This window comes from Acinetobacter sp. 148 (assembly GCF_031196675.1).
In the GTDB taxonomy this organism is placed as follows: domain Bacteria; phylum Pseudomonadota; class Gammaproteobacteria; order Pseudomonadales; family Moraxellaceae; genus Acinetobacter; species Acinetobacter baumannii.
Window position 1 is genome coordinate 186789 of record NZ_JAVIMT010000090.1, and the last position, 24182, is coordinate 210970.

The 24182-nt window shown below is 38.8% G+C and carries 22 protein-coding genes; 9 read left to right on the plus strand and 13 right to left on the minus strand.

The annotated features are described in order from the left end of the window. Positions 1-7: 7 nt before the first annotated feature. Genes RFX69_RS18505 through RFX69_RS18520 form a run of 4 tightly spaced genes read left to right on the plus strand, consistent with a single transcriptional unit; the run spans position 8 to position 3710 of the window. Positions 8-1558: a circularly permuted type 2 ATP-grasp protein gene (locus tag RFX69_RS18505; RefSeq protein ID WP_001295019.1), complete on the plus strand. Its 1551-nt coding sequence runs from the start codon at positions 8-10 to the stop codon at positions 1556-1558. Positions 1559-1580: 22 nt separating this feature from the next. After that, a complete protein-coding gene (locus RFX69_RS18510; protein WP_289332374.1) occupies positions 1581-2177 on the plus strand; it encodes an alpha-E domain-containing protein in 597 nt (198 codons plus the stop codon). Between the two features lie 2 nt (positions 2178-2179). Beyond that, positions 2180-2959: a transglutaminase family protein gene (locus tag RFX69_RS18515; protein ID WP_289332375.1), complete on the plus strand. Its 780-nt coding sequence runs from the start codon at positions 2180-2182 to the stop codon at positions 2957-2959. A 16-nt stretch (positions 2960-2975) separates the two neighbouring features. Continuing rightward, the gene (locus RFX69_RS18520; protein WP_000220477.1) at positions 2976-3710 is read left to right on the plus strand and encodes a proteasome-type protease; all 735 of its coding nucleotides are present in this window, start codon (positions 2976-2978) and stop codon (positions 3708-3710) included. Positions 3711-3762: 52 nt separating this feature from the next. Here RFX69_RS18520 and alr read toward each other — a convergent pair whose 3' ends face one another. The 12 genes from alr to ppsA form a co-directional block, all read right to left on the minus strand. Beyond that, positions 3763-4833: an alanine racemase gene (gene alr / locus RFX69_RS18525; protein ID WP_289332376.1), complete on the minus strand. Its 1071-nt coding sequence runs from the start codon at positions 4831-4833 to the stop codon at positions 3763-3765. 32 nt (positions 4834-4865) lie between these two features. Further along, the gene (gene dnaB / locus RFX69_RS18530) at positions 4866-6311 is read right to left on the minus strand and encodes a replicative DNA helicase (RefSeq protein ID WP_000075891.1); all 1446 of its coding nucleotides are present in this window, start codon (positions 6309-6311) and stop codon (positions 4866-4868) included. 200 nt (positions 6312-6511) lie between these two features. Then, positions 6512-6958 (minus strand): 50S ribosomal protein L9, encoded by a 447-nt coding sequence (gene rplI, locus RFX69_RS18535; protein WP_000382591.1) that lies wholly within the window; start codon positions 6956-6958, stop codon positions 6512-6514. 8 nt (positions 6959-6966) lie between these two features. After that, positions 6967-7194, minus strand: coding sequence for a 30S ribosomal protein S18 (rpsR, locus tag RFX69_RS18540; protein WP_000090661.1), 228 nt, complete (start codon positions 7192-7194; stop codon positions 6967-6969). Positions 7195-7205: 11 nt separating this feature from the next. After that, the gene (rpsF, locus tag RFX69_RS18545; RefSeq protein WP_001216679.1) at positions 7206-7589 is read right to left on the minus strand and encodes a 30S ribosomal protein S6; all 384 of its coding nucleotides are present in this window, start codon (positions 7587-7589) and stop codon (positions 7206-7208) included. 184 nt (positions 7590-7773) lie between these two features. Beyond that, a complete protein-coding gene (cyoE, locus tag RFX69_RS18550) occupies positions 7774-8652 on the minus strand; it encodes a heme o synthase (protein WP_000915319.1) in 879 nt (292 codons plus the stop codon). Between the two features lie 10 nt (positions 8653-8662). Further along, entirely contained in the window at positions 8663-8992 is a 330-nt protein-coding gene (locus RFX69_RS18555) for a cytochrome o ubiquinol oxidase subunit IV (RefSeq protein ID WP_000094534.1), read from the minus strand. Further along, entirely contained in the window at positions 8992-9612 is a 621-nt protein-coding gene (cyoC, locus tag RFX69_RS18560; protein ID WP_000852577.1) for a cytochrome o ubiquinol oxidase subunit III, read from the minus strand. Before cyoC ends, RFX69_RS18555 begins: the two co-directional genes overlap by 1 nt. 4 nt (positions 9613-9616) lie before the next feature. Next, entirely contained in the window at positions 9617-11608 is a 1992-nt protein-coding gene (cyoB, locus tag RFX69_RS18565) for a cytochrome o ubiquinol oxidase subunit I (protein WP_289332377.1), read from the minus strand. Between the two features lie 3 nt (positions 11609-11611). After that, entirely contained in the window at positions 11612-12664 is a 1053-nt protein-coding gene (gene cyoA, locus RFX69_RS18570) for a ubiquinol oxidase subunit II (protein ID WP_001250044.1), read from the minus strand. A 316-nt stretch (positions 12665-12980) separates the two neighbouring features. After that, positions 12981-13736: an RDD family protein gene (locus tag RFX69_RS18575; RefSeq protein ID WP_001167811.1), complete on the minus strand. Its 756-nt coding sequence runs from the start codon at positions 13734-13736 to the stop codon at positions 12981-12983. Positions 13737-13800: 64 nt separating this feature from the next. After that, positions 13801-16188 carry a phosphoenolpyruvate synthase gene (gene ppsA / locus RFX69_RS18580; protein WP_000853480.1) on the minus strand — a complete coding sequence of 796 codons (2388 nt, stop codon included), beginning with the start codon at positions 16186-16188 and terminating at the stop codon, positions 13801-13803. Positions 16189-16334: 146 nt separating this feature from the next. Between ppsA and RFX69_RS18585 the strand changes: the two genes are divergently transcribed. From RFX69_RS18585 to pgaD, 5 genes are all read left to right on the plus strand, one after another. After that, a complete protein-coding gene (locus RFX69_RS18585; RefSeq protein ID WP_000004354.1) occupies positions 16335-17171 on the plus strand; it encodes a pyruvate, water dikinase regulatory protein in 837 nt (278 codons plus the stop codon). 385 nt (positions 17172-17556) lie between these two features. After that, positions 17557-19995 carry a poly-beta-1,6 N-acetyl-D-glucosamine exporter porin PgaA gene (pgaA, locus tag RFX69_RS18590; protein WP_005128348.1) on the plus strand — a complete coding sequence of 813 codons (2439 nt, stop codon included), beginning with the start codon at positions 17557-17559 and terminating at the stop codon, positions 19993-19995. Beyond that, positions 19995-21824 carry a poly-beta-1,6-N-acetyl-D-glucosamine N-deacetylase PgaB gene (gene pgaB, locus RFX69_RS18595; protein WP_289332378.1) on the plus strand — a complete coding sequence of 610 codons (1830 nt, stop codon included), beginning with the start codon at positions 19995-19997 and terminating at the stop codon, positions 21822-21824. Before pgaA ends, pgaB begins: the two co-directional genes overlap by 1 nt. Further along, the gene (gene pgaC / locus RFX69_RS18600; protein ID WP_289332379.1) at positions 21824-23071 is read left to right on the plus strand and encodes a poly-beta-1,6-N-acetyl-D-glucosamine synthase; all 1248 of its coding nucleotides are present in this window, start codon (positions 21824-21826) and stop codon (positions 23069-23071) included. The genes pgaB and pgaC overlap by 1 nt, the downstream gene beginning before the upstream one ends. Next, the gene (pgaD, locus tag RFX69_RS18605; RefSeq protein ID WP_000786880.1) at positions 23068-23532 is read left to right on the plus strand and encodes a poly-beta-1,6-N-acetyl-D-glucosamine biosynthesis protein PgaD; all 465 of its coding nucleotides are present in this window, start codon (positions 23068-23070) and stop codon (positions 23530-23532) included. The genes pgaC and pgaD overlap by 4 nt, the downstream gene beginning before the upstream one ends. 40 nt (positions 23533-23572) lie before the next feature. On the opposite strand, the gene RFX69_RS18610 is transcribed toward pgaD, so the two are convergent. Beyond that, positions 23573-24136: a flavoprotein gene (locus RFX69_RS18610; RefSeq protein ID WP_271055745.1), complete on the minus strand. Its 564-nt coding sequence runs from the start codon at positions 24134-24136 to the stop codon at positions 23573-23575. Positions 24137-24182: the final 46 nt, after the last annotated feature.

The window sequence follows — 24182 nt, forward strand, 5'->3', positions numbered from 1 at the left end:
GGTTGCTATGTCAGAACAAGAGAAAGACCTACAAGCCGATATTGATTATTTTTTACAGGAACAGGCGACCAACGCATTACTTAACCAAACTTCGTTTATAGAAAATCTTTCCGTACAGTCGAACCTATTTGAACAACTAAAATCGCAGTTTTTTAATGAGATGTTAGATGATGCAACATCTAACGGTGTGGCCTCTAAAAAAATTGAACAATGGCTGAGCATTCGTACTTTGGATGAGTTGAAACAATTAAATGCGGAGGCTAAGCAACATTTTCTCTATCACGGCATTACATTTAACGTATACGGTGATAAGGAAGGAGTGGAGAGAACGATACCTTTTGATCTCATTCCAAGGGTTATTGAAAAAAAACAGTGGGAAAAAATCGCAGCTGGCTGCGCACAGCGAGTTAAAGCGCTCAATTATTTTTTAGATGACATCTATCATGGGCAACATATTTTAAAAGAGCAATTAATTCCGGAAAGTCAGATTATTTGTCATGAGGCTTTTCAGCCCCATATGCTTAAACACACGCTAAAAGGCAAAATTTATTCTCAAATTAGCGGAATAGATATTATTCGTGACAGTGAAGGCGAGTTTTTTGTACTTGAAGATAATTTAAGAACGCCATCTGGCGTATCTTATATGATTGAATGCAGGAATATTAGTCAGCAACTCATGCCTGAGCTCTGCGCTGCTAACAATCTGCAAGGTATTGAACACTATCCAAGCTTATTAAAAGAAATACTTCAAGAAAACTCTGAGGTTGATCAGCCTTTTATTGTGGTCTTAACGCCAGGACGTTTTAACAGTGCTTATTATGAACACGCTTTTTTAGCACGTGAAATGGATGTGCCACTGGTTACCAATCGAGATTTATTTGTAGAAAATGATCAAGTATTTGTAAAAACGATTCGCGGCCGTCAAAAGGTTGATGTGATTTATCGCCGTTTAGATGATGATTTTTTAGACCCACTTGCATTTAGACCTGATAGTGCTTTAGGTGTGGCAGGTTTAATGTCTGCTTATTTACAAAAAAATGTAGTAATTGCCAATGCACCCGGCACTGGAGTAGCTGATGATAAATCGATTTATCCATATGTTGATCAGATGATCCAATATTATTTGGGTGAAACACCAATTTTGAAGAATGTACCTACTTACCAGTGCCGTGAGAAAGAACATCTGGACTATGTACTGGCTCATTTAGATCAATTGGTCATTAAAGAAGCTCAAGGATCGGGTGGATATGGCATGTTAATTGGTCCTAAAGCAAGCTCATGTGAAATTGATGAATTTAGACAAAAACTGCTTGCTACACCGCATGAATATATTGCCCAGCCAACATTGGCTTTATCGGTTGCACCGACTTTAACTACAGCAGGGGTGGCTGAGCGCCACATCGACCTACGCCCGTTTGTACTCAGTTCTCCTTATCGGACCGAAATTGTGCCCGGAGGTTTAACACGAGTAGCCATGCAGGCAGGTTCTTTAGTCGTTAACTCCTCACAAGGAGGAGGTATTAAAGATACATGGGTCGTTGAAACGCTACATTCTTAATGGTTGGTTAAAGAGGAAATTTATGGTTTTACTCAATTCGAGTGCGCACCACATTTATTGGTTGGGTCGTTATTTAATGCGAATTCAATTTGCTGTATCACATTTGCCATTTACAGATGATGCTAAAGCAGCCCAATTTGCAGCAGCATTTGGGCTAGTCATTGATCAAGCAGAATTACTGAATTGCTATATGTTGGATACGAAACAAACATATTCATTACTGAATCAGTTCGCTATTGCTAAAGATAATATTCAAGAGTTAAGAGGAATATTATATTCAAATGCCTATGCAGAATTAAATCATGCGATTAAGGGAGTCCAAGCTCATCCTGATTCATTAAAGCAGGCTTTAGCGAAATGTAATCATATACTTGATGCTGAACATGAAGATATAGCGTTATTTCTGCATTTAGGACAAAAGATAGAATTATTTGATATACAACTACGTTTTCAGCAAGACGTTACACAGCTCTTGCAGGAGCTAGAAAAATTACTTCAACAGCTGAATGACTTAGGATGGAATAAATTAACCCAACCATGGCAATTATTAAAAGATCATCCAAATTGGGATGCTTATTATAATTTTACCCAGCAGTTGGAATATATGTTCGAGGCATAATTATGAAATTGATGGTTAATCATCAAACGCATTATAACTATACTGAAACTGCTAAAAACAGTATTCAGTATATCAAGATGATGCCTCAAACATCGCTGCATCAACATGTTATGAATTGGGCAATCAGTGTACCTGGTGACAAGACGCTCAAAAGAGATATTTTTAATAATTTTTGGATAACGGCTAGCCAGCGTTATGAGTATCAGCACCTTACTTTTATGGCACAAGGTATTGTAGAGCTTCTAAATACAGAAATAGGAGGAGTAGATGTATCTATACCAATAAATCTATTTCTCCAAAGTACAGAGGCCACTAAATATAATGCTGAAATGTTGGATTTTGCCCAGAGAATTGTAACTGTCAAAGATCGACAACATATTGCTTTGCTCAGTGAAAATATTCTGCAAAAGATGCCATATCAACCGGATAGTACATCTGTTCATACAACGGCTACGCAAGCCTTTCAGGCAGGTCAGGGGGTGTGTCAAGATCATGCACATGTTTTAATCGCTATGTGCCGTGCGTTACAATTACCAGCACGTTATGTCTCTGGTTATCTATTTGATCAAAATTCTCCACACCTTGCCAGTCACGCTTGGGCGGAGGTATTTTTAGATAATCAGTGGTATTGTTTTGATGTGAGCAATCAATTGTTTACACCAAAGCATCATATTTATCTTGCTGTTGGTCGGGACTATCTCGATGTTGCGCCCATTAGGGGAGTGCGAGAAAAAGGTGGTACTGAAAATATGATGTCTGTGGTTCAAGTGCTGGCTTGTTGAATGTAAAGAGAACGAAATGACCTATTGTTGTGCGCTGAGATTGGAACAGGGTTTGGTGTTTATAAGTGACACTCGAACTAATGCCGGGGTCGATCATATTTCTGTGTTCCGTAAACTGCATACTTTTGGAGTAACGGGAGAGCGGTTTATTGCCTTGCAAACAGCAGGCAATTTAGCAACTACACAAGCGGTTATCGGGCATTTGCAAAATGCACTTATTTTGCAACAAGAGCCTAATTTATATAGCATTAATACTATGTTTGAGGTGGCTGATCTAGTCGGTAAAACCTTGAAAAGCGTTTTAGAAGATATCAGTTCAGATACCCAAGAACAAATGAATTATGCCTGTAGTATTTTAGTGGGTGGGCAAATCAAAGGCGGAGATATGCAGCTTTATAATGTTTATCCGCAAGGCAATTTTATTTGTGCCACCACAGATACGCCTTACTTTCAAATTGGCGAAAGTAAATATGGCAAACCTATTTTAGATCGAGCTTTATATTATGCGATGCCATTAGATGATGCTCTTCGTTGTAGTTTAATTTCATTTGATTCTACATTGCGTTCTAATGTCTCTGTTGGTTTGCCGTTAGATGCATTGGTTTATAGTAAAGATAGTTTTGTGATCCCTATGGGTAAGCGAATTACTGAAGATGATCCATATTTTTCACAAATTAGTCGTCAATGGTCAGATACGTTACGCCGTGGTTTACAGGAAATGCCAAAACCTACAGATGATTATTGGCGCTAAAATTTATTCAAAAAAAATCCAAGCAGTGCTTGGATTTTTTATTTAGTGAACTTTAAGTACCCTGACGGACTGGGCGAGAACTTAGACGGCAAAGTAATTCATAGCCGATTGTGCCATTTGCTTCAGCCACATCATCAACTAAACGGTAATTTCCCCAAAGTTCAACTTGGGTGCCAAGTTTTACTTGAGTATTTGTCACATCAATCGCAATCATATCCATACTTACACGGCCCACAACTGGGCAAAGTTTACCATCAATAGCGACAAAATTTTGCTTAACATAAGCTCTTGGATAACCATCACCATAGCCAATAGAAACAATGGCGATATCCATAGCCTGTTGAGCACAAAAAGTAGAGCCATAACCTACGTGTTCACCAGCTTCAATATGGTTTAACGCTATTATTTCTGCAGTAAAAGTCATGACAGGTTTCAAATCAAGATCATGCACTGTTTTATCTGCAAAAGGTGAAGCGCCGTAGAGCATAATACCAGGACGTACATAGTCAAAATTTAGTTCTGGCCATTTAAAGATGGCAGCTGAATTACAGCATGATGCTAAAATTGGATCGCAAGTTTCTTTAATATGCAAAAATTGCTGTTTTTGTTGTTCATTTAAAGGGTGGTCTACATCTGCATTTGCAAAATGCATAGCAAGTACACATGTAAAACCTTCAGACTTTAATGTCTTAATCACTTCAATAATTTCTGGGTTTTTAAAACCTAAACGGTTCATACCGCTATTTAATTTAACCCATGCTTTTAAGCCTTGGGCAATATATGCTTGTTTGTGTTTAATTAACCATTCAAACTGTTGTTGATGGTGAATGACGCATTCAAATTTTTGTTCAATTGCGATGGGCATTTCATCTTCAGAAAATACCCCTTCAATTAAAGTAACTGGTTGCTTGAAACCGAGTTCACGGATTTCTAATCCTTCTTGTAGGCAGGCGACACCAAAGGCATCTGAGGCATTTAAGGCTGCTAAACAGTCTTTGACTCCATGTCCGTATGCATTGGCCTTTACCATGCTTACGATTTTTGAATTTGCTGCGAGTTGTTTGACACGGTTTAAATTATATTGAAGCGCTTGGCGATCAATATAAACTGTTGCTTGACGCACCCTCATTTACTCCTTTGGGCTAGAGATAGAGTTTATTCTTCATCATCATATTGGCTGTAATACTCAGGAGAGAGATTACTAAACCGAGTATATTGGCCTTCAAAGGCAAGGCGAACGGTACCAATTGGACCATTACGCTGTTTACCGATGATAATTTCTGCGGTGCCTGCTTCTTTCGATTCTTTGTTATAGACTTCATCACGGTAAATAAACATGATTAAGTCGGCATCCTGTTCAATCGCACCAGATTCACGTAAGTCAGACATTACTGGGCGTTTATTCGGTCGGTTTTCCAGACTTCGGTTAAGCTGAGATAGTGCAATCACAGGACAGTTCATTTCTTTAGCTAAAGCTTTTAAGCTACGTGAAATTTCCGAGATCTCACCAACACGGTTGTCACCCATGCCCGGAACTTTCATCAACTGTAAATAGTCGACCATGATACAGCCAATTTTACCATCATGCATTTTTGCGATACGTCTAGCTCGGGCACGAACTTCAGTAGGTGGTAGGGCAGAGGAATCATCAATATACAAATGCATTTGTTGAAGTTGCAGAATGGTACCCGTTACTTTAGTCCATTCATCAGCATCTAAATTACCTGAACGTAAATGCCCTTGATGCACTTTACCCATAGCTGAAATGAGACGCATCGCAATAGAGTCTGCTGGCATCTCCATAGAGAAGACGAGAGCTGGGAGTTTATTGTATTGCAAAACACTTTCAACCAAGTTCATGGCGAAAGTAGTTTTACCCATAGACGGACGTGCTGCGACAATAATCAAATCACCCGGTTGCATACCAGAGGTTTTATTATCGAGCTCTAAGAAGCCAGTCGTTAAACCAGTAATATTTCCGTCTAATTTTGAAAGCTCATCAAGTTTACTAATCACATCGGCAGTTACAGAACTAATTGCTTTAGGTCCAGAATCTTTTTTATTGTTGTTATGTTGTTCTGCTAAAGAGAAAATACTCGTTTCGGCTAAATCTAAAATTTCACTTACACCTCGACCTTTTGTGTCGTAAGCATTTTGTAAAATTTCAGTACTTACCTTAATCATACTGCGTAGTGTAGAAAATTCTTTAATTTTAGTCGCATAAGTTTCAAGATTATAGAAACTCGAAGGTGAGTCAGCCATAAGCTGCATCAAATATTCTTCACCGCCAATCGCATCGAGTAAATTTTGTTTTAAAAGCCAGTCGTTGACTAAAACCGCATCATAGGGTGAGTTTTCCTGTGCTAATTTTTCAATTGCACGATAAATATATTTATGACGAGTGGCATAAAAATCATTTTCTTTGAGTAAGTCACTGACTTGTTCAAAAGATTCAGCTACGGTCATCAGCGCCGCAAGTACAGCTTGCTCAATGGCTAAATTGTGTGGGGGAGTGCGAAACTCTTTAAGTTGGCCTGATTCACTCGTCTTATTTTCTGTTGGAGATGAAAGGGTTAAAGAAGTGGCATTCGCCTGAGACATAATTAGACCTGATGATAAAATGTGTACACAAAAAGGGTTTTAAGCCGAGAACTATCTTAAAACAAAACTAAATAAACTACCTAATTAAAAAACCAATTAAACTGAAGAACTGATCAGGAATTAATATATCTAATTTTATTGCTTAAATTTAAGAGATAAAAAAAGAGCATGCGTAAGCATGCTCTTTTTTTGATGAGAAATTACTCAGATACGATAGTAACGAGAACTTCTGCAACAACATCATGGTGCAATTGAATTGCGATGTTGAATTCACCAGTGTGACGAAGCGCACCGTTTGGTAAACGAACTTCTGCACGGTCAACTGTAAGACCAGCATTCGTTAACGCGTCAGCGATGTCACGAGTACCGATAGAACCGAAGAGTTTACCTTCGTCACCAGCTTTAGCAGTGATAACGATGTTAACTTCGTTCAATTGTTCAGCACGTGCTTGAGCAGCAGCTAATACTTCAGCTTCTTGCTTCTCAAGTTCAGCACGACGAGCTTCGAAAGCAGCAGTGTTAGCTTCAGTAGCTGCAACTGCTTTACCTTGAGGGATAAGGAAGTTACGGCCGTAACCAGCTTTAACTGATACTTTATCGCCTAATTTACCAAGGTTCTTAATGCGTTGTAATAAGATAACGTCCACAGATCACCTCACTTATGGTTGTCAGTGTACGGAATCAAAGACAAGTAGCGAGCTTGTTTGATAGCAAGCGCTAATTGACGTTGATAACGAGCTTTAGTACCAGTGATACGGCTAGGAACAATCTTGCCGTTTTCAGTGATGTACTGTTTTAAAGTATCGATATCTTTGTAGTCGATGTACGCAACATTCTCAGCTGTAAAGCGGCAGAACTTGCGACGACGGTAAAAACGTGCCATTGATGTTCTCCTTATTCAGCTTCTTGAGCAACTTGCTGTGCTTCTTCACGTTGAGCTTTACGCGCACGCTTTTCTTCCGCACTCTTAGCAAGCAATGACTCTTCAGTGATTGCGTGTTCACGACGGATGATAAGGTTACGAATGATCGCGTCGTTATAACGGAATAATTCTTCTAACTCATCAAGCGTAGATTGACCACATTCAACATTCATAAGAATGTAATGCGCTTTGTGAATTTTGTTAATTGGGTAAGCCAATTGACGACGGCCCCAATCTTCTAAACGGTGAATTTGACCATCAGCTTCTTTGATCTGAGAGATATAGCGTTCAACCATACCTACAACTTGATCGCTTTGGTCTGGGTGTACCAAAAGTACGATTTCGTAATGACGCATTGTCAGCTCCTTACGGTTTAAACAGCCCCTAATAAAATTAGAAGCAAGGAGTCATAGCTAAAAATATAAATAGCTACGTCGCAAAAAATGCGAAGGCTGAATTATAGGTAAAAATTAGACTAAAAACAAATCTTTTGATGAGAAATATAAAAGTTATTTGAGAGAGGAGGAAATCCTCCCTTAATTAAAAGAGAGGAAGATTTGGAGCAGGGGATTGATAGGTAAAGCTAAAACTTAAACTTAGCAAAGTAATTAAGATTACTGAGTAAAGGAAAAAGCGTTTAGCCCAAAGTTGGTCGTTTTCGGCTTTAAATCCAATAATTGATAAATAAAACCAGTATGCGGTCAAAGCATTAAAGGTAATCAAGAAAAATACATTGGTGTAGCCAAAACAATATAACCCATTCAAAACAGCTGCAAACAACAGGATATAGATTACACATTCAATTTTCGTGCGATAAATGGAACGTGCTACAGGCAAGATAGGAATTCCCGCATTTTTGTAATCATCAAAACGATAAATTGCAATTGCCCAAGAGTGAGGCATTTGCCATAAAGCGTATGCTAAAAACAAAAGCAAGGCTGCCACATCAAATTGATGAGTTACTGCTGTATAACCAATAACAGGAGGGCTCGCTCCGGAGATACTACCAATGACGGTTTGATGGATTGAGGTACGTTTAGTCCACAAACTGTAAAAACCGACATAGACAATAAAACCAATCATTGCAAACAAAAATGCGTAACCATTTACACCAAACCACAAAATGCTAAAACCCATTACTCCGAGTACGAAAGCATATACAAGCGCAACAGTAGGAGAGATGGTTTTTTTAACAAGTGCACGGTTTTGAGTGCGCTGCATCTTTGTATCAATATCTTGATCTATAACATTATTAACCACACAACCTGAAGCAACAACTAATGTTGTTCCAATGAGAGTGAGCAATAATAATAAGATGTCTATAGAGCCTTGGGCGGCTAAGAAGAAGCCGCCCAAGGTGGTAATGAAATTACCGAAGAGAATTCCTGGTTTAGTCAGGAATAAATACTTTTTCAACATGACAATCAGTTTAGATCATCATATTGTAGTGAAGGTAATTCATAATCCACACAGAACCGATTAAAAGTACAGCGATACATAGGATTGTGTAGATAAATGCAATCATATTCCAACGTTGTTCAGATGATGTATTCATGTGTAAGAAGTACACAAGTTGTACAAGAACCTGAGCAACGGCAGTGATTGCAATCACTGTAACCAAAAGACCGCGGCTGAAACCACCCGCCATCACCATCCCGAATGGGATGATGGTAAGGATGACAGAAAGAATAAAGCCAACAGTGTATTGCTTAAAGTTACCGTGTGACGCACCAGCAGCATTATGCTCATGACTACTCATTAGAGAACTCCCAGTAAGTAAACGACGCTGAATACACAGATCCAAACGATGTCAAGGAAGTGCCAGAACAAGCTTAAGCAAGCAAGACGACGTGTATTCGGTAAAGTCAAACCTTTAGTTTTGATTTGATACATCAGTACCAACATCCACACTAAACCAGAAGTTACGTGGATACCGTGCGTACCTACCAAAGTAAAGAACGATGATAAGAAAGCACTGTGAGTTGGACCATGACCTTCTTCTACAAGGTGATGGAATTCATAGAGTTCCATCCCGATGAAGGTTGCACCAAAAAGGAATGTAATAAATAACCAAGTGATCACTTGATTTACATTCTTTTTATAAGATGCAAGTACCGCAAAACCGAAAGTCACCGATGAAATCAATAAGGCAAATGTTTCAGTTAACACGTAGCCTAATGATTCATGGAACAGGTCATATGCACTTGGAGTTCCTGGTGGAACATGACTGCTTAATACAGCGAACGCAATGAAGAGTGATCCGAAAAGAATCAAGTCACTCATCAAGTATGTCCAGAAACCAAAGACCGTTAAGTCAGTATCATCATGTTCATGATGACCATCATGGCCGTGGTTGTCGTGATGAAGTACTTCAGCCATTTCCTTAGTCCTTCTTCAAGTGTTTTTCAAGTAAAGCATAGCGTTCGTTTTCAATACGCTCAACTTCTGCAGCTGGAACATAGTAATCAACATTCGTAGTGAATGAGCTTACGATCAAGCTAACAACAGCTGCAACGAATGAAACAACAACGAGCCACCAAATATGCCAGATGAGTGCAAAGCCAAGAAGAGTAATGAACATTGCAATGACAAAACCAGCAGCACGGTCAGTCGGCATGTGGATGTCTTCATATTTAGTATTACGTGCGTATGCTACACCGTTCTCTTTGTCAGTCCAGAAACGGTCAATACCGCTTGCATCTGGTTCATGAGCAAAGTTATAGAATGGAGCAGGGGAAGAAGTAGCCCATTCAAGTGTACGAGCATCCCATGGATCGCCTGTGTAGTCCATGTTTTGGTGACGTTGTAAGAAACCAACGATGATTTGCATTAAGAAACATGCAATACCAATTGCAACAAGAACAGCACCGAATAATGCAATCGCAAGGTATGGGTCCCATTCAGGGTTGTCATATGTATTCAAACGACGAGTCATACCCATGAAACCAAGGATATAAAGTGGCATGAATGCAAAATAGAAACCGAAGAACCAGAACCAGAATGCAGCTTTACCCCATGCTTCATTGAGCTTCCAACCAAACATTTTTGGCCAGTAGTAAATGATGCCGGCAAACATACCAAACACCACACCACCGATAATTACGTTATGGAAGTGAGCGATCAAGAATAATGAGTTGTGTACAAGGAAGTCCGCAGGTGGAACAGCCATAAGTACACCAGTTAAACCACCAATACCGAATGTTACAAGGAAGCCAAGCGTCCATAACATTGGAGTAGTAAAGGTGATGCGACCTTTATACATGGTGAATAACCAAGAGAAGATTTTCACACCAGTAGGAATCGCAATAACCATGGTCATGATACCGAAGAACGCGTTAACGTTCGCACCAGCACCCATGGTGAAGAAGTGGTGAAGCCATACAACAAATGCTAATACAGTAATTGCAATTGTTGCATATACCATAGACTTGTAACCGAACAACGCTTTACGAGAGAAGGTTGCAACGATTTCTGAGTATAAACCAAATGCTGGTAATACCAAGATATATACTTCAGGGTGACCCCATGTCCAGATCAAGTTCACATAAAGCATTGGGCTACCGCCAAGCTCATTTGTGAAGAAATGGAAACCGAAGTAACGGTCTAATGTAAGCATCGCAAGAGTACCTGTTAATACAGGGAAAGATGCAATGATTAATACAGCCGTACAAAGTGAAGTCCACGTGAAAATAGGCATATCCATCAATTTCATGCCAGGCGCACGCATTTTGATGATGGTAACGAAGAAGTTAACACCAGATAAAAGCGTACCTAGACCAGAAACCTGAAGTGCCCAGATATAGTAGTCAACACCTACACCAGGAGAATATTGAATACCAGACAGAGGAGGGTAAGCCATCCAACCAGTCGCAGCAAATTCACCTAATACAAGTGAAAGCATCATTAAACCAGCAGCACCAGCGAATAACCAGAAGCTTAAAGAGTTTAATAATGGGAAAGCAACGTCACGAGCACCGATCTGTAAAGGTACAGAGATGTTCATCATACCTACAACTAGACCCATTGCTACGAAGAAGATCATGATTACACCGTGAGCGGTGAAGATCTGGTCGTAATGGTCAGGATGTAAATAACCTTCACCACCGCCTTTAGCGAGGAAAAGTTGTAAACGCATCATGATCGCATCGGCGAAACCACGCAAAAGCATGACAACAGATACGATGATATACATGATACCAATCTTTTTATGGTCTACAGTTGTAAACCATTCTTTCCACAAATATCCCCATTTTTTGAAATAGGTGATACCGCCAAGCACAGCAATTGCACCAAGTGCCATAAAGACCATGGTGACAAGTACGATTGGCTCTGTCGGGATAGAGTCCCAACCCAATTTACCAAAAATCATATCCATGTCTTATTCCCCTTGAGCAGCGTGTTCAGCTGCAACATGAGTTTCTGCTGTTGTATGTGCAGCAGAGTGGTCAGCACCATGATAGTTACTCATATAGTGGTTGATAATTGTTTCAAACAATTTTGGTTCAACTGAAGAGTAATAAGTCACAGGGTGTGGCTTAGTCGGGAACGGTTTCATCGCTTCTGCTTTAGCAAGCGCTTCTTGGTCACCAGCAGCTTTAGCACGATTTACTAAATGCTCGATTTGGTGCTTAGAACGATCGCCATCACGTAAGGTTGCCAATTCAGCTTGGTCAAGCGTAGTTTTTTGAACTGCTTCTGGGTTAATAGTTGTACCATTACCTGCTTTAACAGCCGCTACCCATTCGTTGAATTGTTGCTCTGTAACGCTATGCGCTTTGAAACGCATTTGAGAGAAACCATAGCCTGAGTAGTTAGAAGAGAAACCACGATATACACCAGTTTCATTTGCTAACAAATGAAGGTGAGTTTGCATACCTGCCATTGCATAAATCTGACCGCCTAACTGTGGAATGAAGAATGAGTTCATCGTGAAGTTAGAAGTGATTTTGAAACTTAACGGAGTTTTCTCTGGGAAACGTACTTCGTTAACAGTCGCAATGTTTTGTTCAGGATAAATAAAAATCCACTTGAACTGTTCAGCAATAACCTGAATAGTTAAAGGTGCTTTATCTGATTCTAAAGGACGGTATGGGTCATACTTGTGGGAACCCCACCAAGTTAACCAAGCTAAAATACCAATAATAATGACAGGAATACCCCATACTACAACTTCAATTGCAGTTGAGTGTGCCCATGTAGGTTTATAGTCTGCATCTTTATTTGACGCACGATATTTCCAACCAAACCATAATGCCATGATGATTGAAGGAATCACCACAAGTAACATTAAATAGATCGCAGTCATCATAAGGTCACTTTGACCTTGACCAACTGGACCTTTAGAGTTTAGAAGTACCATATCACCACCACACCCAGTCAAAAGTGCGGCAAGCGTTGATAAAGACAATACAGCTAAAATCGTTTGTCTCATTTTACAACCTCGGTGAAGAGTCCCATTCCCTAATTAAATATGGGATAGCGATTAAAGTGTCGCATGATTGAGAACGCTAGTCTTAAAAATTAGACTTCTCAATGATGTGACACCGCTACGTTGTAGGGCATTATGCCTCATATCGACAAACTAAGCTACACATAAAGTCGTCTGAAATAATTGTTTTAAAACCCGATTTTTTTTGTAGGGTATCTAATTTCAACAGAGCTTTTATTTAAATATCAACTCTCTATGGAAAAAAAGGAGGCGAGGTGCCTCCTTTTTTTTAGACATTAAATGAATGAGTCATTTACTATCATTTGATCACTTTTGTTCTTGCAATTTTGTCATGTAGAGCTTGTCGCTTTTGTCCTAATGCAAAAGCATAGTCAATAATTGTACTAATAGGCATAAATAGTAAGTTTAATATAATGAAAACGACACTTCTTAGAAGGAAGATACGCGTTAAATTAACTTTACCATTGGTTTCGGCATCGACAATTCTAATTCCGACAATTTTTTTACCAATACTTTGCCCAAACTTAGTCAATAAAAATGCTTGAATAGCGAGCATTATCACGACATAAAGTAGCATTGTGTGCCAAGCTTCTATAGGAATAAGGGTAAAAAGCTGCTGTTGAAGTTCAGCTGCTTTAGTTGATGCAACTTCTGCAGATTGCATCTGTTTTTGTAACTCAAAAAGTTGTTTATATTGAGCTTCATTAAAGAAAAAAGACGGAATAGCTGCAATAGGTAGCCAAAGTAATAAGTCAATAATTTTTGCAAGAGCACGAGACGAAATTGAAGCAAGCTCGTGTGTTTTAGTTTCTACACGAATGTGTTGAATGGTCTCATTATAAGGCGTATTTGTATTTGCTGAAAAAGCAGAATAACCAGTAGGTTGATATACAAGTTTACCTTGGGTTAATTCTCCTAAAGCTTTCCATTCTGTCATGCCTTCATGCCAAGCTAAATCAGTAAGCAAAACTTGTTGACTTGCCAACATTTGATTTAGTTGTTCTAAGGTATAAGGCCCAGCTTGTTGATTATTACGTGCCAAGTAAATTTGCATAAGTAAAAATTCTCTATTCTAAAGATGAAAAAAGACCCACGGATGGGTCTTTTTTTATAACAAATTAGATTTGCTTGATTTTTTCTTCAGCAAGGAAGAACCATGTGTCTAAAACCGAGTCAGGGTTAAGAGATACTGATTCAATACCTTGCTCCATTAACCATTTTGCAAGGTCTGGGTGGTCTGATGGTCCTTGACCACAGATACCGACATATTTACCCGCTTTACGACAAGCATGAATTGCCATAGAAAGGAGAGCTTTTACAGCAGCATCACGCTCATCGAACAAGTGAGAAACAATACCAGAGTCACGGTCAAGACCAAGTGTTAACTGAGTTAAGTCGTTAGAACCGATAGAGAAGCCATCGAAGTGTTCAAGGAATTGTTCAGCTAACAATGCATTAGTTGGTAATTCACACATCATGATGACTTTTAAGCCATTCTCACCACGCTTCAAGCCATTTTGAGCTAATAACTCAATAACGCGTTTCGCTTCAGACACTGTACGTACGAATGGGATCATGATTTGGATGTTAGTTAAACCCATTTCATCACGAACTTTTTTAAGTGCGCGACATTCAAGTTCGAAACAGTCACGGAAATTGTCCGAAACATAACGGCTTGCGCCACGGAAGCCAAGCATTGGGTTTTCTTCTTCTGGCTCGTATAACTTACCGCCAATAAGATTCGCATATTCATTTGACTTAAAGTCAGACATACGAACAATAACTGGTTTATCAGCAAATGCTGCTGCAAGTGTAGCAATACCTTCAACTAGTTTTTCAACATAGAATTCTACAGGTGATGCATAACCAGCTGTACGGGTCATTACCGCAGCACGAGTTTCGCGAGGCAAGCTTTCAATGTTCAGAAGAGCTTTAGGGTGAACACCGATCATACGGTTAATAATGAACTCTAGACGAGCAAGTCCAATACCTTCGTTTGGAATTTGAGCAAAGTCAAAGGCACGGTCAGGGTTACCTACGTTCATCATGATTTTGAATGAAAGTTTAGGCATAGATTCGATAGAGTTACGTTGAACTTCAAAATCTAACGCGCCTTCGTAGATGAAACCAGTGTCGCCTTCAGCACAAGAAACAGTAACTTCTTGACCATCAGTCAATACTTCAGTTGCGTTACCACAACCTACGATTGCTGGTACGCCAAGTTCACGGGCAATAATTGCAGCGTGACAAGTACGGCCACCACGGTTAGTAATGATGGCAGCAGCACGTTTCATTACTGGTTCCCAATCTGGGTCAGTCATGTCTGATACAAGTACGTCACCGTCTTGTACTTTGTCCATTTCTTTAATTGAGTTAACAATACGGACTTTACCAGAACCAATACGTTGACCGATTGAACGGCCTTCACAAAGTACAGTACCTTTTTGCTTGAGTAGGTAGCGTTCCATTGTGCCGACATTTTGACGGCTCTTTACAGTTTCAGGACGAGCTTGAACAATATAGATTTGACCATCGTCACCATCTTTTGCCCACTCGATATCCATTGGAGCGCCATAGTGCTTTTCGATAATAAGCGCTTGTTTCGCTAACTCTTGTAACTCGTGATCATTTAACGCGAATTGTTGACGTTCTTGTTTTTCAACGTCTACAACTACAACAGATTTACCCGCTGAACCTTCTTCACCATAAATCATTTTCTGGTGCTTAGAACCAAGGTTACGGCGTAATACCGCGTGTTTACCTGCATTTAATAATGGTTTAGAAAGATAGAATTCATCCGGGTTAACGGCACCTTGTACAACCATTTCACCTAAACCGTAAGATGCAGTAATAAATACAACATCACGGAAGCCAGACTCAGTATCAAGGGTAAACATTACGCCTGCAGCGCCAGTTTCAGAGCGAACCATACGTTGAACACCAGCAGAAAGCGCAACTAGACTGTGTTCAAAACCTTGGTGAACGCGATATGCAATAGCACGGTCATTAAATAATGATGCAAATACTTCTTTTACAGCAATTAATACGTTATCAATACCGCGAATATTCAAGAAAGTTTCTTGCTGACCGGCGAACGATGCATCCGGTAAGTCTTCTGCAGTAGCAGACGAACGAACAGCAACAGCAATATCTGGGTTACCATTTGAAAGTGCAGCAAATGCTTCACGAATTTCTTGTTCTAAGCCAGGTGTAAGTGGAGTCTCTACAATCCATTGACGAATTTTAGCGCCAGTTTCTGCTAAGGCATTTACATCGTCAACGTTAAGCTCTGCAAGTTCTGCTTGAATTCGAGCGTTAAGACCGCTTTGGTCTAAGAACTCACGATAGGCATCAGCAGTTGTTGCAAAACCACCAGGTACCGATACACCAGCATTTGATAAATGGCTGATCATTTCACCCAAAGATGAGTTTTTCCCACCTACGAGTTCGACATCGTGTTTCCCTAATTTTTCTAGACCGATTACGCGCGCTTCCAAAGTTTTCACTCCACTTTTGCAGTATTAATGTCTATCTTGGCATGAAATTAAAAAATAAAGTGCTTAGTTGAGAATTTTACTAAGCGACAGTCATGTAAGATCAGTTTACTATAAAGATTATATAGCACTAAGACAAATGTTTAAGGAGAATTTTAATGTCAGAAAGTAAACAATTTAAGCGGAGTGTTTTTTTTATTTCTGATGGAACTGCGATTACTGCCGAGACCCTTGGACATTCGTTATTAGCCCAATTTCCTAACGTAGATTTTGATATTCACATCATGCCTTATATCACCACTGAAGAGGCCGCAATGGCAGTGGTGGTCGAGATTAACAAGTGTCAGACCAGAGATGGTTGCCTGCCATTAGTATTTGATACTTTGGTCGATCCGCATGTGCGAGAAATTATTAATACGGCTAAAGCGGTTAATCTGGATGTGTTTGAAGGGTTAATTAGTAAGCTGGAACAGGAGCTTGGAACCCCGCCTACAACTTTAGTAGGACAGACTCATGCCGTGACCGATTCGGAGTATTACAAAGCCCGGATTGATGCTGTTCATTTTGCGCTTGATAATGATGATGGAGCACGTACCCGCCATTATGACAAAGCTGATTTAATTTTAATTGGGGTGTCTCGTTCCGGTAAAACACCGACTTCTATTTATCTATCTTTGCAATTTGGTATCCGTGTTGCTAACTATCCTTTAACCGAAGAAGATTTAGATGATAATCGTTTACCGGCAGTTTTAAGAGAGCACCGCAGTAAATTATTTGGTTTGATGATTGATGCAGAGCGCTTGGTTGCCATTCGAAGTGAACGTAAAGCGAATAGCCGATATGCAAGTTTTAGCCAGTGTCAGATGGAGTTGCGAGCTATTGAAGGTATTTATATTTCTGAGGGAATTAAATACTTAAATGTTACCGAAATGTCGATTGAAGAAATTTCTACTCGTATTTTACAAATGACAGGCTTAAAACGTCGTATTGGGTAATTAAGTCAATTATTTATTTTAACCATTCAATTTAAACTTTATTAATATGATTAAATTGAATGGTTTTAAATATAAAATAAATTAAAAATAAAAGTTTTAAATATAAAACCATTTATATAAAAATGTTTTTGATTGGTTAATGTTAAGTGTGTTTTGTGCAAATTAAATATATTCAAAAAGAATAATTTTGAAAAGAAATGTATATAAAAGAATAATCTATATTTTTATAAATGTTTGTTTTTAGGTGGCTTTTAAAAAAACAAATACTTTTTTTCTCCATATTTATTATTTGTGATTAAAGGTGCTAGTTATTTGATTATTGTGATGTATGTCACATTTTTAACTATACTTTCCCATCTCGATATGGGACTATTCGATTCTCAAAATGCTAAAGAAATGTGTTTTTTCATTGGTCTATCTCTTGCCAATTCATTTATACGCTGCTCAGGTTGATGTATTGCGTGAGCAAGCTATTCAAAATTATAGAGCAGGACAAACTCAACAAGCTGTATCTCAACTAGATCAATTGCTAAATAAATACCCGCATGATCAAAAGCTGCTTGCTGATTATCTGTTTATTATGTCAAGTGAAAAAAGGGATCTTACGAATTTTTCACGGTTTTTGGTAAATATTAATTATGTAGACTTTCCAGAATATGCAAAGTTACCTTTAATTCAAAATTTCCGTGATTTTAAGCATTTTAAAACTGCAATTGACTGGTCAAATAAGTTCAATATTCAAAAGTCAGTTGATGGGCGTATTTTATTATCGGTTTTGTATGCTGAAGCTCAAGATGTGGCGAATGCTAAAGATCAGTTGTCGAAGATCGATATTAAAGGTTTAACTGCTGATCAGTTGGTACGGGTTGCATATGCTTATCGTTTAATAAATTTACCAGTAGATGCTTTAGCTACAGTTGAGCATGCTTATCAACAACAACCAAAATCTTCATCCGTTTTACAAGAATATGTTTATGATCTAATTGCTATTGGCTCATATAAGAAGGCACAGCAATTGCTGCAAGCGAGCGAAAAAACTGAACAAACAGTGCAAATGCTGCAGACTTTACAAGTTAGTGAGTTTTCTCAACATATCAACAATGCAATTGCTCGATATAAATATTTAAATCGCGAAGGTCTATCCGATGCCGAAAGCTTTGCTGAATTAGATAAAGTGCTGGAGCAAGGACAAAAAATGCATCAGCAAATGAATCCTTCCGATCCTAATTACTTACGATTTTATTACGATTATTTATATGGATTAGATTTTAGAGGGCGTTCAAAAGCAGTTATAGAGAATTTCACCCAGTTGAATATTCCACTCGAAAAATTACCGGCATATGTACGTCATGCAATTGCGGATAGTTATTTGGCGGAGCAAAAACCGAAAAAGGCCGAGTTTGCTTATAAAACGCTTTTAACCGAAAAGAATTATCCGGATATGACCGTTTATACGGGACTGTATTATTCTTATATTGAACAAGAAAAATATAAGGAAGCTGAACAACTTCTCGCTGAAGTTGATCGGCTTATTCCAACTTATAAATATAGTCAGGCTAAGGGTGTAGATAAAATCAGCCATCCTGATCGTGATGATTATATTGCTTTACAAGGAATGCATTTAGCCTACGCTAATCATCTGGATCAAGCTGAAAAGCATTTTCAAAAAAAAGTAGAGCAGGCGCCTGCGAATGAGAGCCTGATTAATAATCTTGCGCGTGTAGAACGTTGGAGAGAAAAACCGCTAGAGGCAAAAAAAACAATTTCCCGGTTAAATGGTATAGATCCGATTGCTAAAGACACCCGCATTAATGAAATGCAAAATGCTCAAGCTTTAGGTGATATTCCGACATGGCGAAAAACCACACAAAACTTAGTGCAATATTACCCTGATGATAGTGGGGTCATTAAAAGTCGAAAAGAATTAGAAGATCGTAATAGAGCCACAATTTCACACTCAACCACTTGGGGGCAAAGTAAGGCCGACGGTCGCGATACTGTAAGTGGGCAGAATGGTTTAAAAGACCGTGAAATGGAAACGCGTCTTAATAGCCCTTGGATTAAGGATAATTATCGTTTATTCGCTTGGCATCAAGATCGTTATGGTGAGTACCGTTTTGGCGATGTGCATGACCAGCGTTATGGGGTCGGAGCAGAATGGCAGGCGAACCGTAAGGCGTTGGCGGCAATTGTGTCGCAAAGTACGGATGGTGGACAAGCAGGAGTCCGTCTTGATTGGTCCCAATGGCTAAATGACCACTGGCAGTATCAATTGCAATATAACAGTCAGGCTGACATTCCTCTACAAGCCCTTGATGCAGGGGAAGATGGTCAATCTTACCGAGCTGCTGTTACATGGCAAAAAGATGAATCTCGCCAGATTGGCGCGAGTTACGGTTTAACTGATATTAGTGATGGTAACAAACAACAAGAATTTTCAACATTTTGGCGTGAAAGGCTATTCGACGCACCTCATCATATTACTTATGGCACTGTTCGAGGTTTCTACGGTACTAACAGCCAAGATCAAACAGCTTATTTTAGTCCAAGTTCACATTACAGCGCTGAGATGAACTTAAGTCATGATTGGGTGACTTGGCGTGAATATGAGCGTTCATTTAAACAGCATTTTGAAGCGGGTGTAGGCCTTTATAAACAGGCCGATTACTCTGCTAAACCCACTTACTCTTTGCAATATCAACATCAATGGCAGCTATCACGGACATGGCAGCTCAATTATGGAATTGGTTGGCAATACCATCCTTACGATGGACATGATGAACAACATACCTACGGTATTTTTGGATTTGAAGGGCGTTTTTAATGAATAATTTATTGTCGAAAATGTTGGGCTGTGCCTTGGTCTCAACATTGTTGCCTCTGCAATTTGCATATGCCCAGATAGAAAAAGATTTACCAAAAAATCATACGGTTTCTTTAACCTTTCATGATGTCAGGGATGATGTCTTAAAAGAAGGGGATCGGGATATTTATGCAATCCAAACGAAAAATTTAGCACAGTTCTTTGACTGGTTAAGTCAATCTGATTGGAAGCCCATTCGCTTAAAAGATATTGAAGAAGCGCGTAAACAAGGTAAGGAATTACCTCATAATTCTATTTTGTTAACTTTCGATGATGGTGCTTTAAGTAGTTATAGCCGTGTATTCCCATTACTTAAGCAATATCAGATTCCGGCAGTATTTGCACTTCCGACCAGCTGGCTAAATGGCAATACACAAGCTGGCTATGAAGCTTATGGGCAAGGAAATCTAGTCAATTGGAAGCAAGTGCGAGAAATGCAAGCTTCGGGCTTAGCCGAGTTTGCAAGTCATAGTGATGATTTGCATCATGGAGTATTGGCTAATCCTCAAGGGAATGAACAGCCTGTTGCGACTTCTTACGCGTATTTAAAATCACAAAAGCGTTATGAAACGGATGTGGAATATCAACAACGTATTTTACAGGACTTAAAAAAATCATACGCCGTTTTAAAGAAAGAAGTGGGTGTTGAACCTAAGGCAATTATTTGGCCTTATGGTGCTGTGAATGAGCAATTAGAAAAATTGTCTCAAGAAGCCGGCTTTATTTTTTCTTTCAGTTTAGGGCGTGATGGAATGAATAGAGTGAGTGACTCGACTTTTAAACGTAGTTTGGTCACTAATAATCCTACAGCTGAGCAGTTAACAGAGGGTATGATCAATATTCTCAACTTTGAAGAATTAGATTTATTTAAGCAACCTCGCCACTTTGTGAGTATGGACTTAAAACAGTTAGCTGCTTCAACTAATACTCAGTCAGATGAAAAACTAGGGTTATTGTTATCCAAGCTTTATAGCTTAAAGAATAACACATTTATATTGAAACCTTTAGATGATCAAGATGGCGATGGGCAGTATGACATTGCTTATTTCCCAACAACTCAACTAAGCGTCCAGCAAGATATTTTGAACCGAACTTTATGGCAGGCACAGACTCGTGCCGGACAGTCGGTTATTTTAGAGTTGCCTGTATATCCTCAAAAAAATAAACCGTTTTTGGTGGCAGACTTAGCGAAGGATATCGCACGTTTCAATAGTAATTTAAGTGGTATTCAACTTAATGCTGGAACCACTTTAAATTGTGCTATGCAAAGCACAACAATAAAAGAAAATGCCTGTGCTGACCAATTAAAACAGCTTACATATGTGAGCCAGCTTACTCAAAAGGCTGTGAAGCCTTATTTAAACATGAGTAATCAGGCTCAGTTTAGTTTATTGCTTACACCTGATTTTGAACATATTGAAAATTTACCAACGCTTTTAAAAACGCTGTTATCCCAACATGATTTAGTAAATCTTAAGTTCAATATAGTGGGTAAGCAAAAACAGTTTAATCACGTATTAGCAATTTTAAATACGCTTGATTCGAAATATAAACAGCGCATTATGCTGACTTTATCATTACCCGAAAATAGTCAGCAAAATGCCTGGCAAGAAGTGAAACAAGGTCTTTTCAATATTCAGCGCATAGGTATTCAGAAATTTGGGGTTGATGGCTATACCAATGAAAACTCAAAAAATGTTCATGAATATTTATATAACCCGATTAGTTTAAATTCGAGTTCGGTCATGTATCAGCCCTTTGCAGGTCTCGCGACTGAGGGGAAAAAGTAATGAAAGTATTACTCGATATTTTATTTGCTTTTGCCTTTTTATATCCGTTGTTGATGGCTTGGACATGGATGGTAGGAGGTCTCTGGTTTTTCTTTAAAAGGGAATATCATGAGCAGCAACTGCCTGAGCCATCAAGTGAAGGGTGCAGTATTATTATTCCTTGCTTTAATGAAGAAGCTCAGGTCCGACAAACGATTCGTTATGCCTTACAGACAAAATATCCGAATTTTGAAGTCATTGCTGTAAATGACGGAAGTAGTGACAGCACTGCAGAAATTCTTGATGAACTGGCAGCTCAAGATGTCCGATTAAGAGTTGTGCACCTGGCAGAAAACCAAGGTAAGGCCGTAGCTTTAAGATCGGGAGTGTTAGTAAGTAAATACGAATATCTAGTTTGTATTGACGGAGATGCTTTATTACATCCTCATGCAGTACTTTGGCTTATGCAGCCTTTTTTTAATTTTCCAAGAATTGGTGCTGTAACTGGTAATCCTAGGATTTTAAATCGCTCAAGTATTTTAGGTAAATTACAAGTTGGCGAGTTCTCTTCAATTATTGGCTTGATTAAGCGCGCACAAAGAACATATGGCCGTATTTTTACAGTATCAGGCGTAATTGCAGCTTTTAGAAAGACCGCTTTGGTTCGCGTGGGCTTTTGGTCTGATGACAAAATTACGGAAGATATTGATATCTCTTGGAAGCTCCAAATGGACCATTGGGACATTCAATATATTCCTCAAGCACTTTGTTATATCTATATGCCGGAAACCTTTAAAGGCCTTTGGAAACAGCGTTTACGCTGGGCACAAGGTGGGGTAGAGGTATTATTAGAATATATTCCGAAAATGTTCAAACTGCGCTTGCGCCGTATGTGGCCGGTAATGCTCGAAGCTTTAGTCAGCATTATTTGGTCATATGTGATGATTATGATTTTTATTCTATTTTTTGTGGGATTGTTTGTGGATTTACCGCAACAATTTCAAATTAATTCACTCATGCCGCAGTGGTATGGCGTGATATTAGGTGGAACATGTCTTGTTCAATTTCTAGTAAGTTTATGGATAGACCATCGTTATGATCGTGGTCGGCTTTTTAGAAATTATTTTTGGGTAATTTGGTATCCATTATTTTTCTGGTTACTGACGTTATTTACCAGTGTTGTTGCAGTACCCAAAACTATATTTAACACCAAAAAACGTGCTCGTTGGGTAAGCCCTGATCGAGGCTTCCGTGGAGATCACTCATGAAAAATGATACAAATATCGACGTAGAAGTTTTAGATATACCTGAATATATTGATCAGCCTGAATATGTGAAAAATAAAACCGCAAACTATACATTACAAACAATAGGTTGGTTTTGTTTAATGTGGCTGCTTTTTCCACTCGTTTCATTATTTTTATGGATTTTTGAAGGGCATCTCATCTATGACTATGTGTGGGTAGATCATGTTTCAGAAGTGAAAACTTTATTGCATTTACTTCTATTAATAGGTCTAAGCGCGCTCATTTTAATTTTATGGGCAAGTTATAACTGGCTTAGATTTCATGGGGATGATCGCCGCAGCAAAGCTCCGAATAGCTCTGTTGAGTTGCTGGCCTCACAATTTATGGTCAGTACCGAATCATTATCAGAATTACAAAAGTCTCAGCGCATCATCTTACATTATGATGATCAGGGGTATTTAACTCGATATGATTTGAAATGAGTGAAAAAAAGCATGGTCTATCAACCATGCTTTTTTATTTTTAAGCTGTAGTTCTGATAATGATATCAACGGGTCGTTGAGTGCCATCCATACTATAAATGGATGTATCGGTAACTTTTACAATCGGCCAAGTTTGTAGTTTGCAATTTGGTCTTTGCAGTGCCGTATAGTAGCTATCCGATTTAAAAAATGTTTTATTGGCCCGTGCGGTATTGGGCGTCAAAAGTCGTTTAAGCCATGTTTCATTTACTTGGGTTTCAAGAAAACGTAAAGCTAAGATGCTTTTAACACGATTGTTAAATAACCTCCGGTTCTTGGCAATAAGTGGATGGGTAATTAATCGATGTATACCGATTTGACTGTGAGGTAAAATAAAGTGAGGCGTAATTTGAAATACCGTTACAAATTTTGCCTGTTGGCAGATTTTTTCTAAATGCGTTACGGTCTCCTGATCCGTTCCAATAATGGCTACATTTAAATGAGAAAAATCAAATTCTTTAAGTTTATTTGATGGCAGAATTTGACCAGTGAAGGCTTCAAAATCCTCAACTGTATTTTGAAAAATAGCTGATTTAGCGACATTATTTTTAAGGTCAATACTCATTTTCCAAAAGTCCTTTTGGTTTTCATTTATGATGATTTTTTATCGT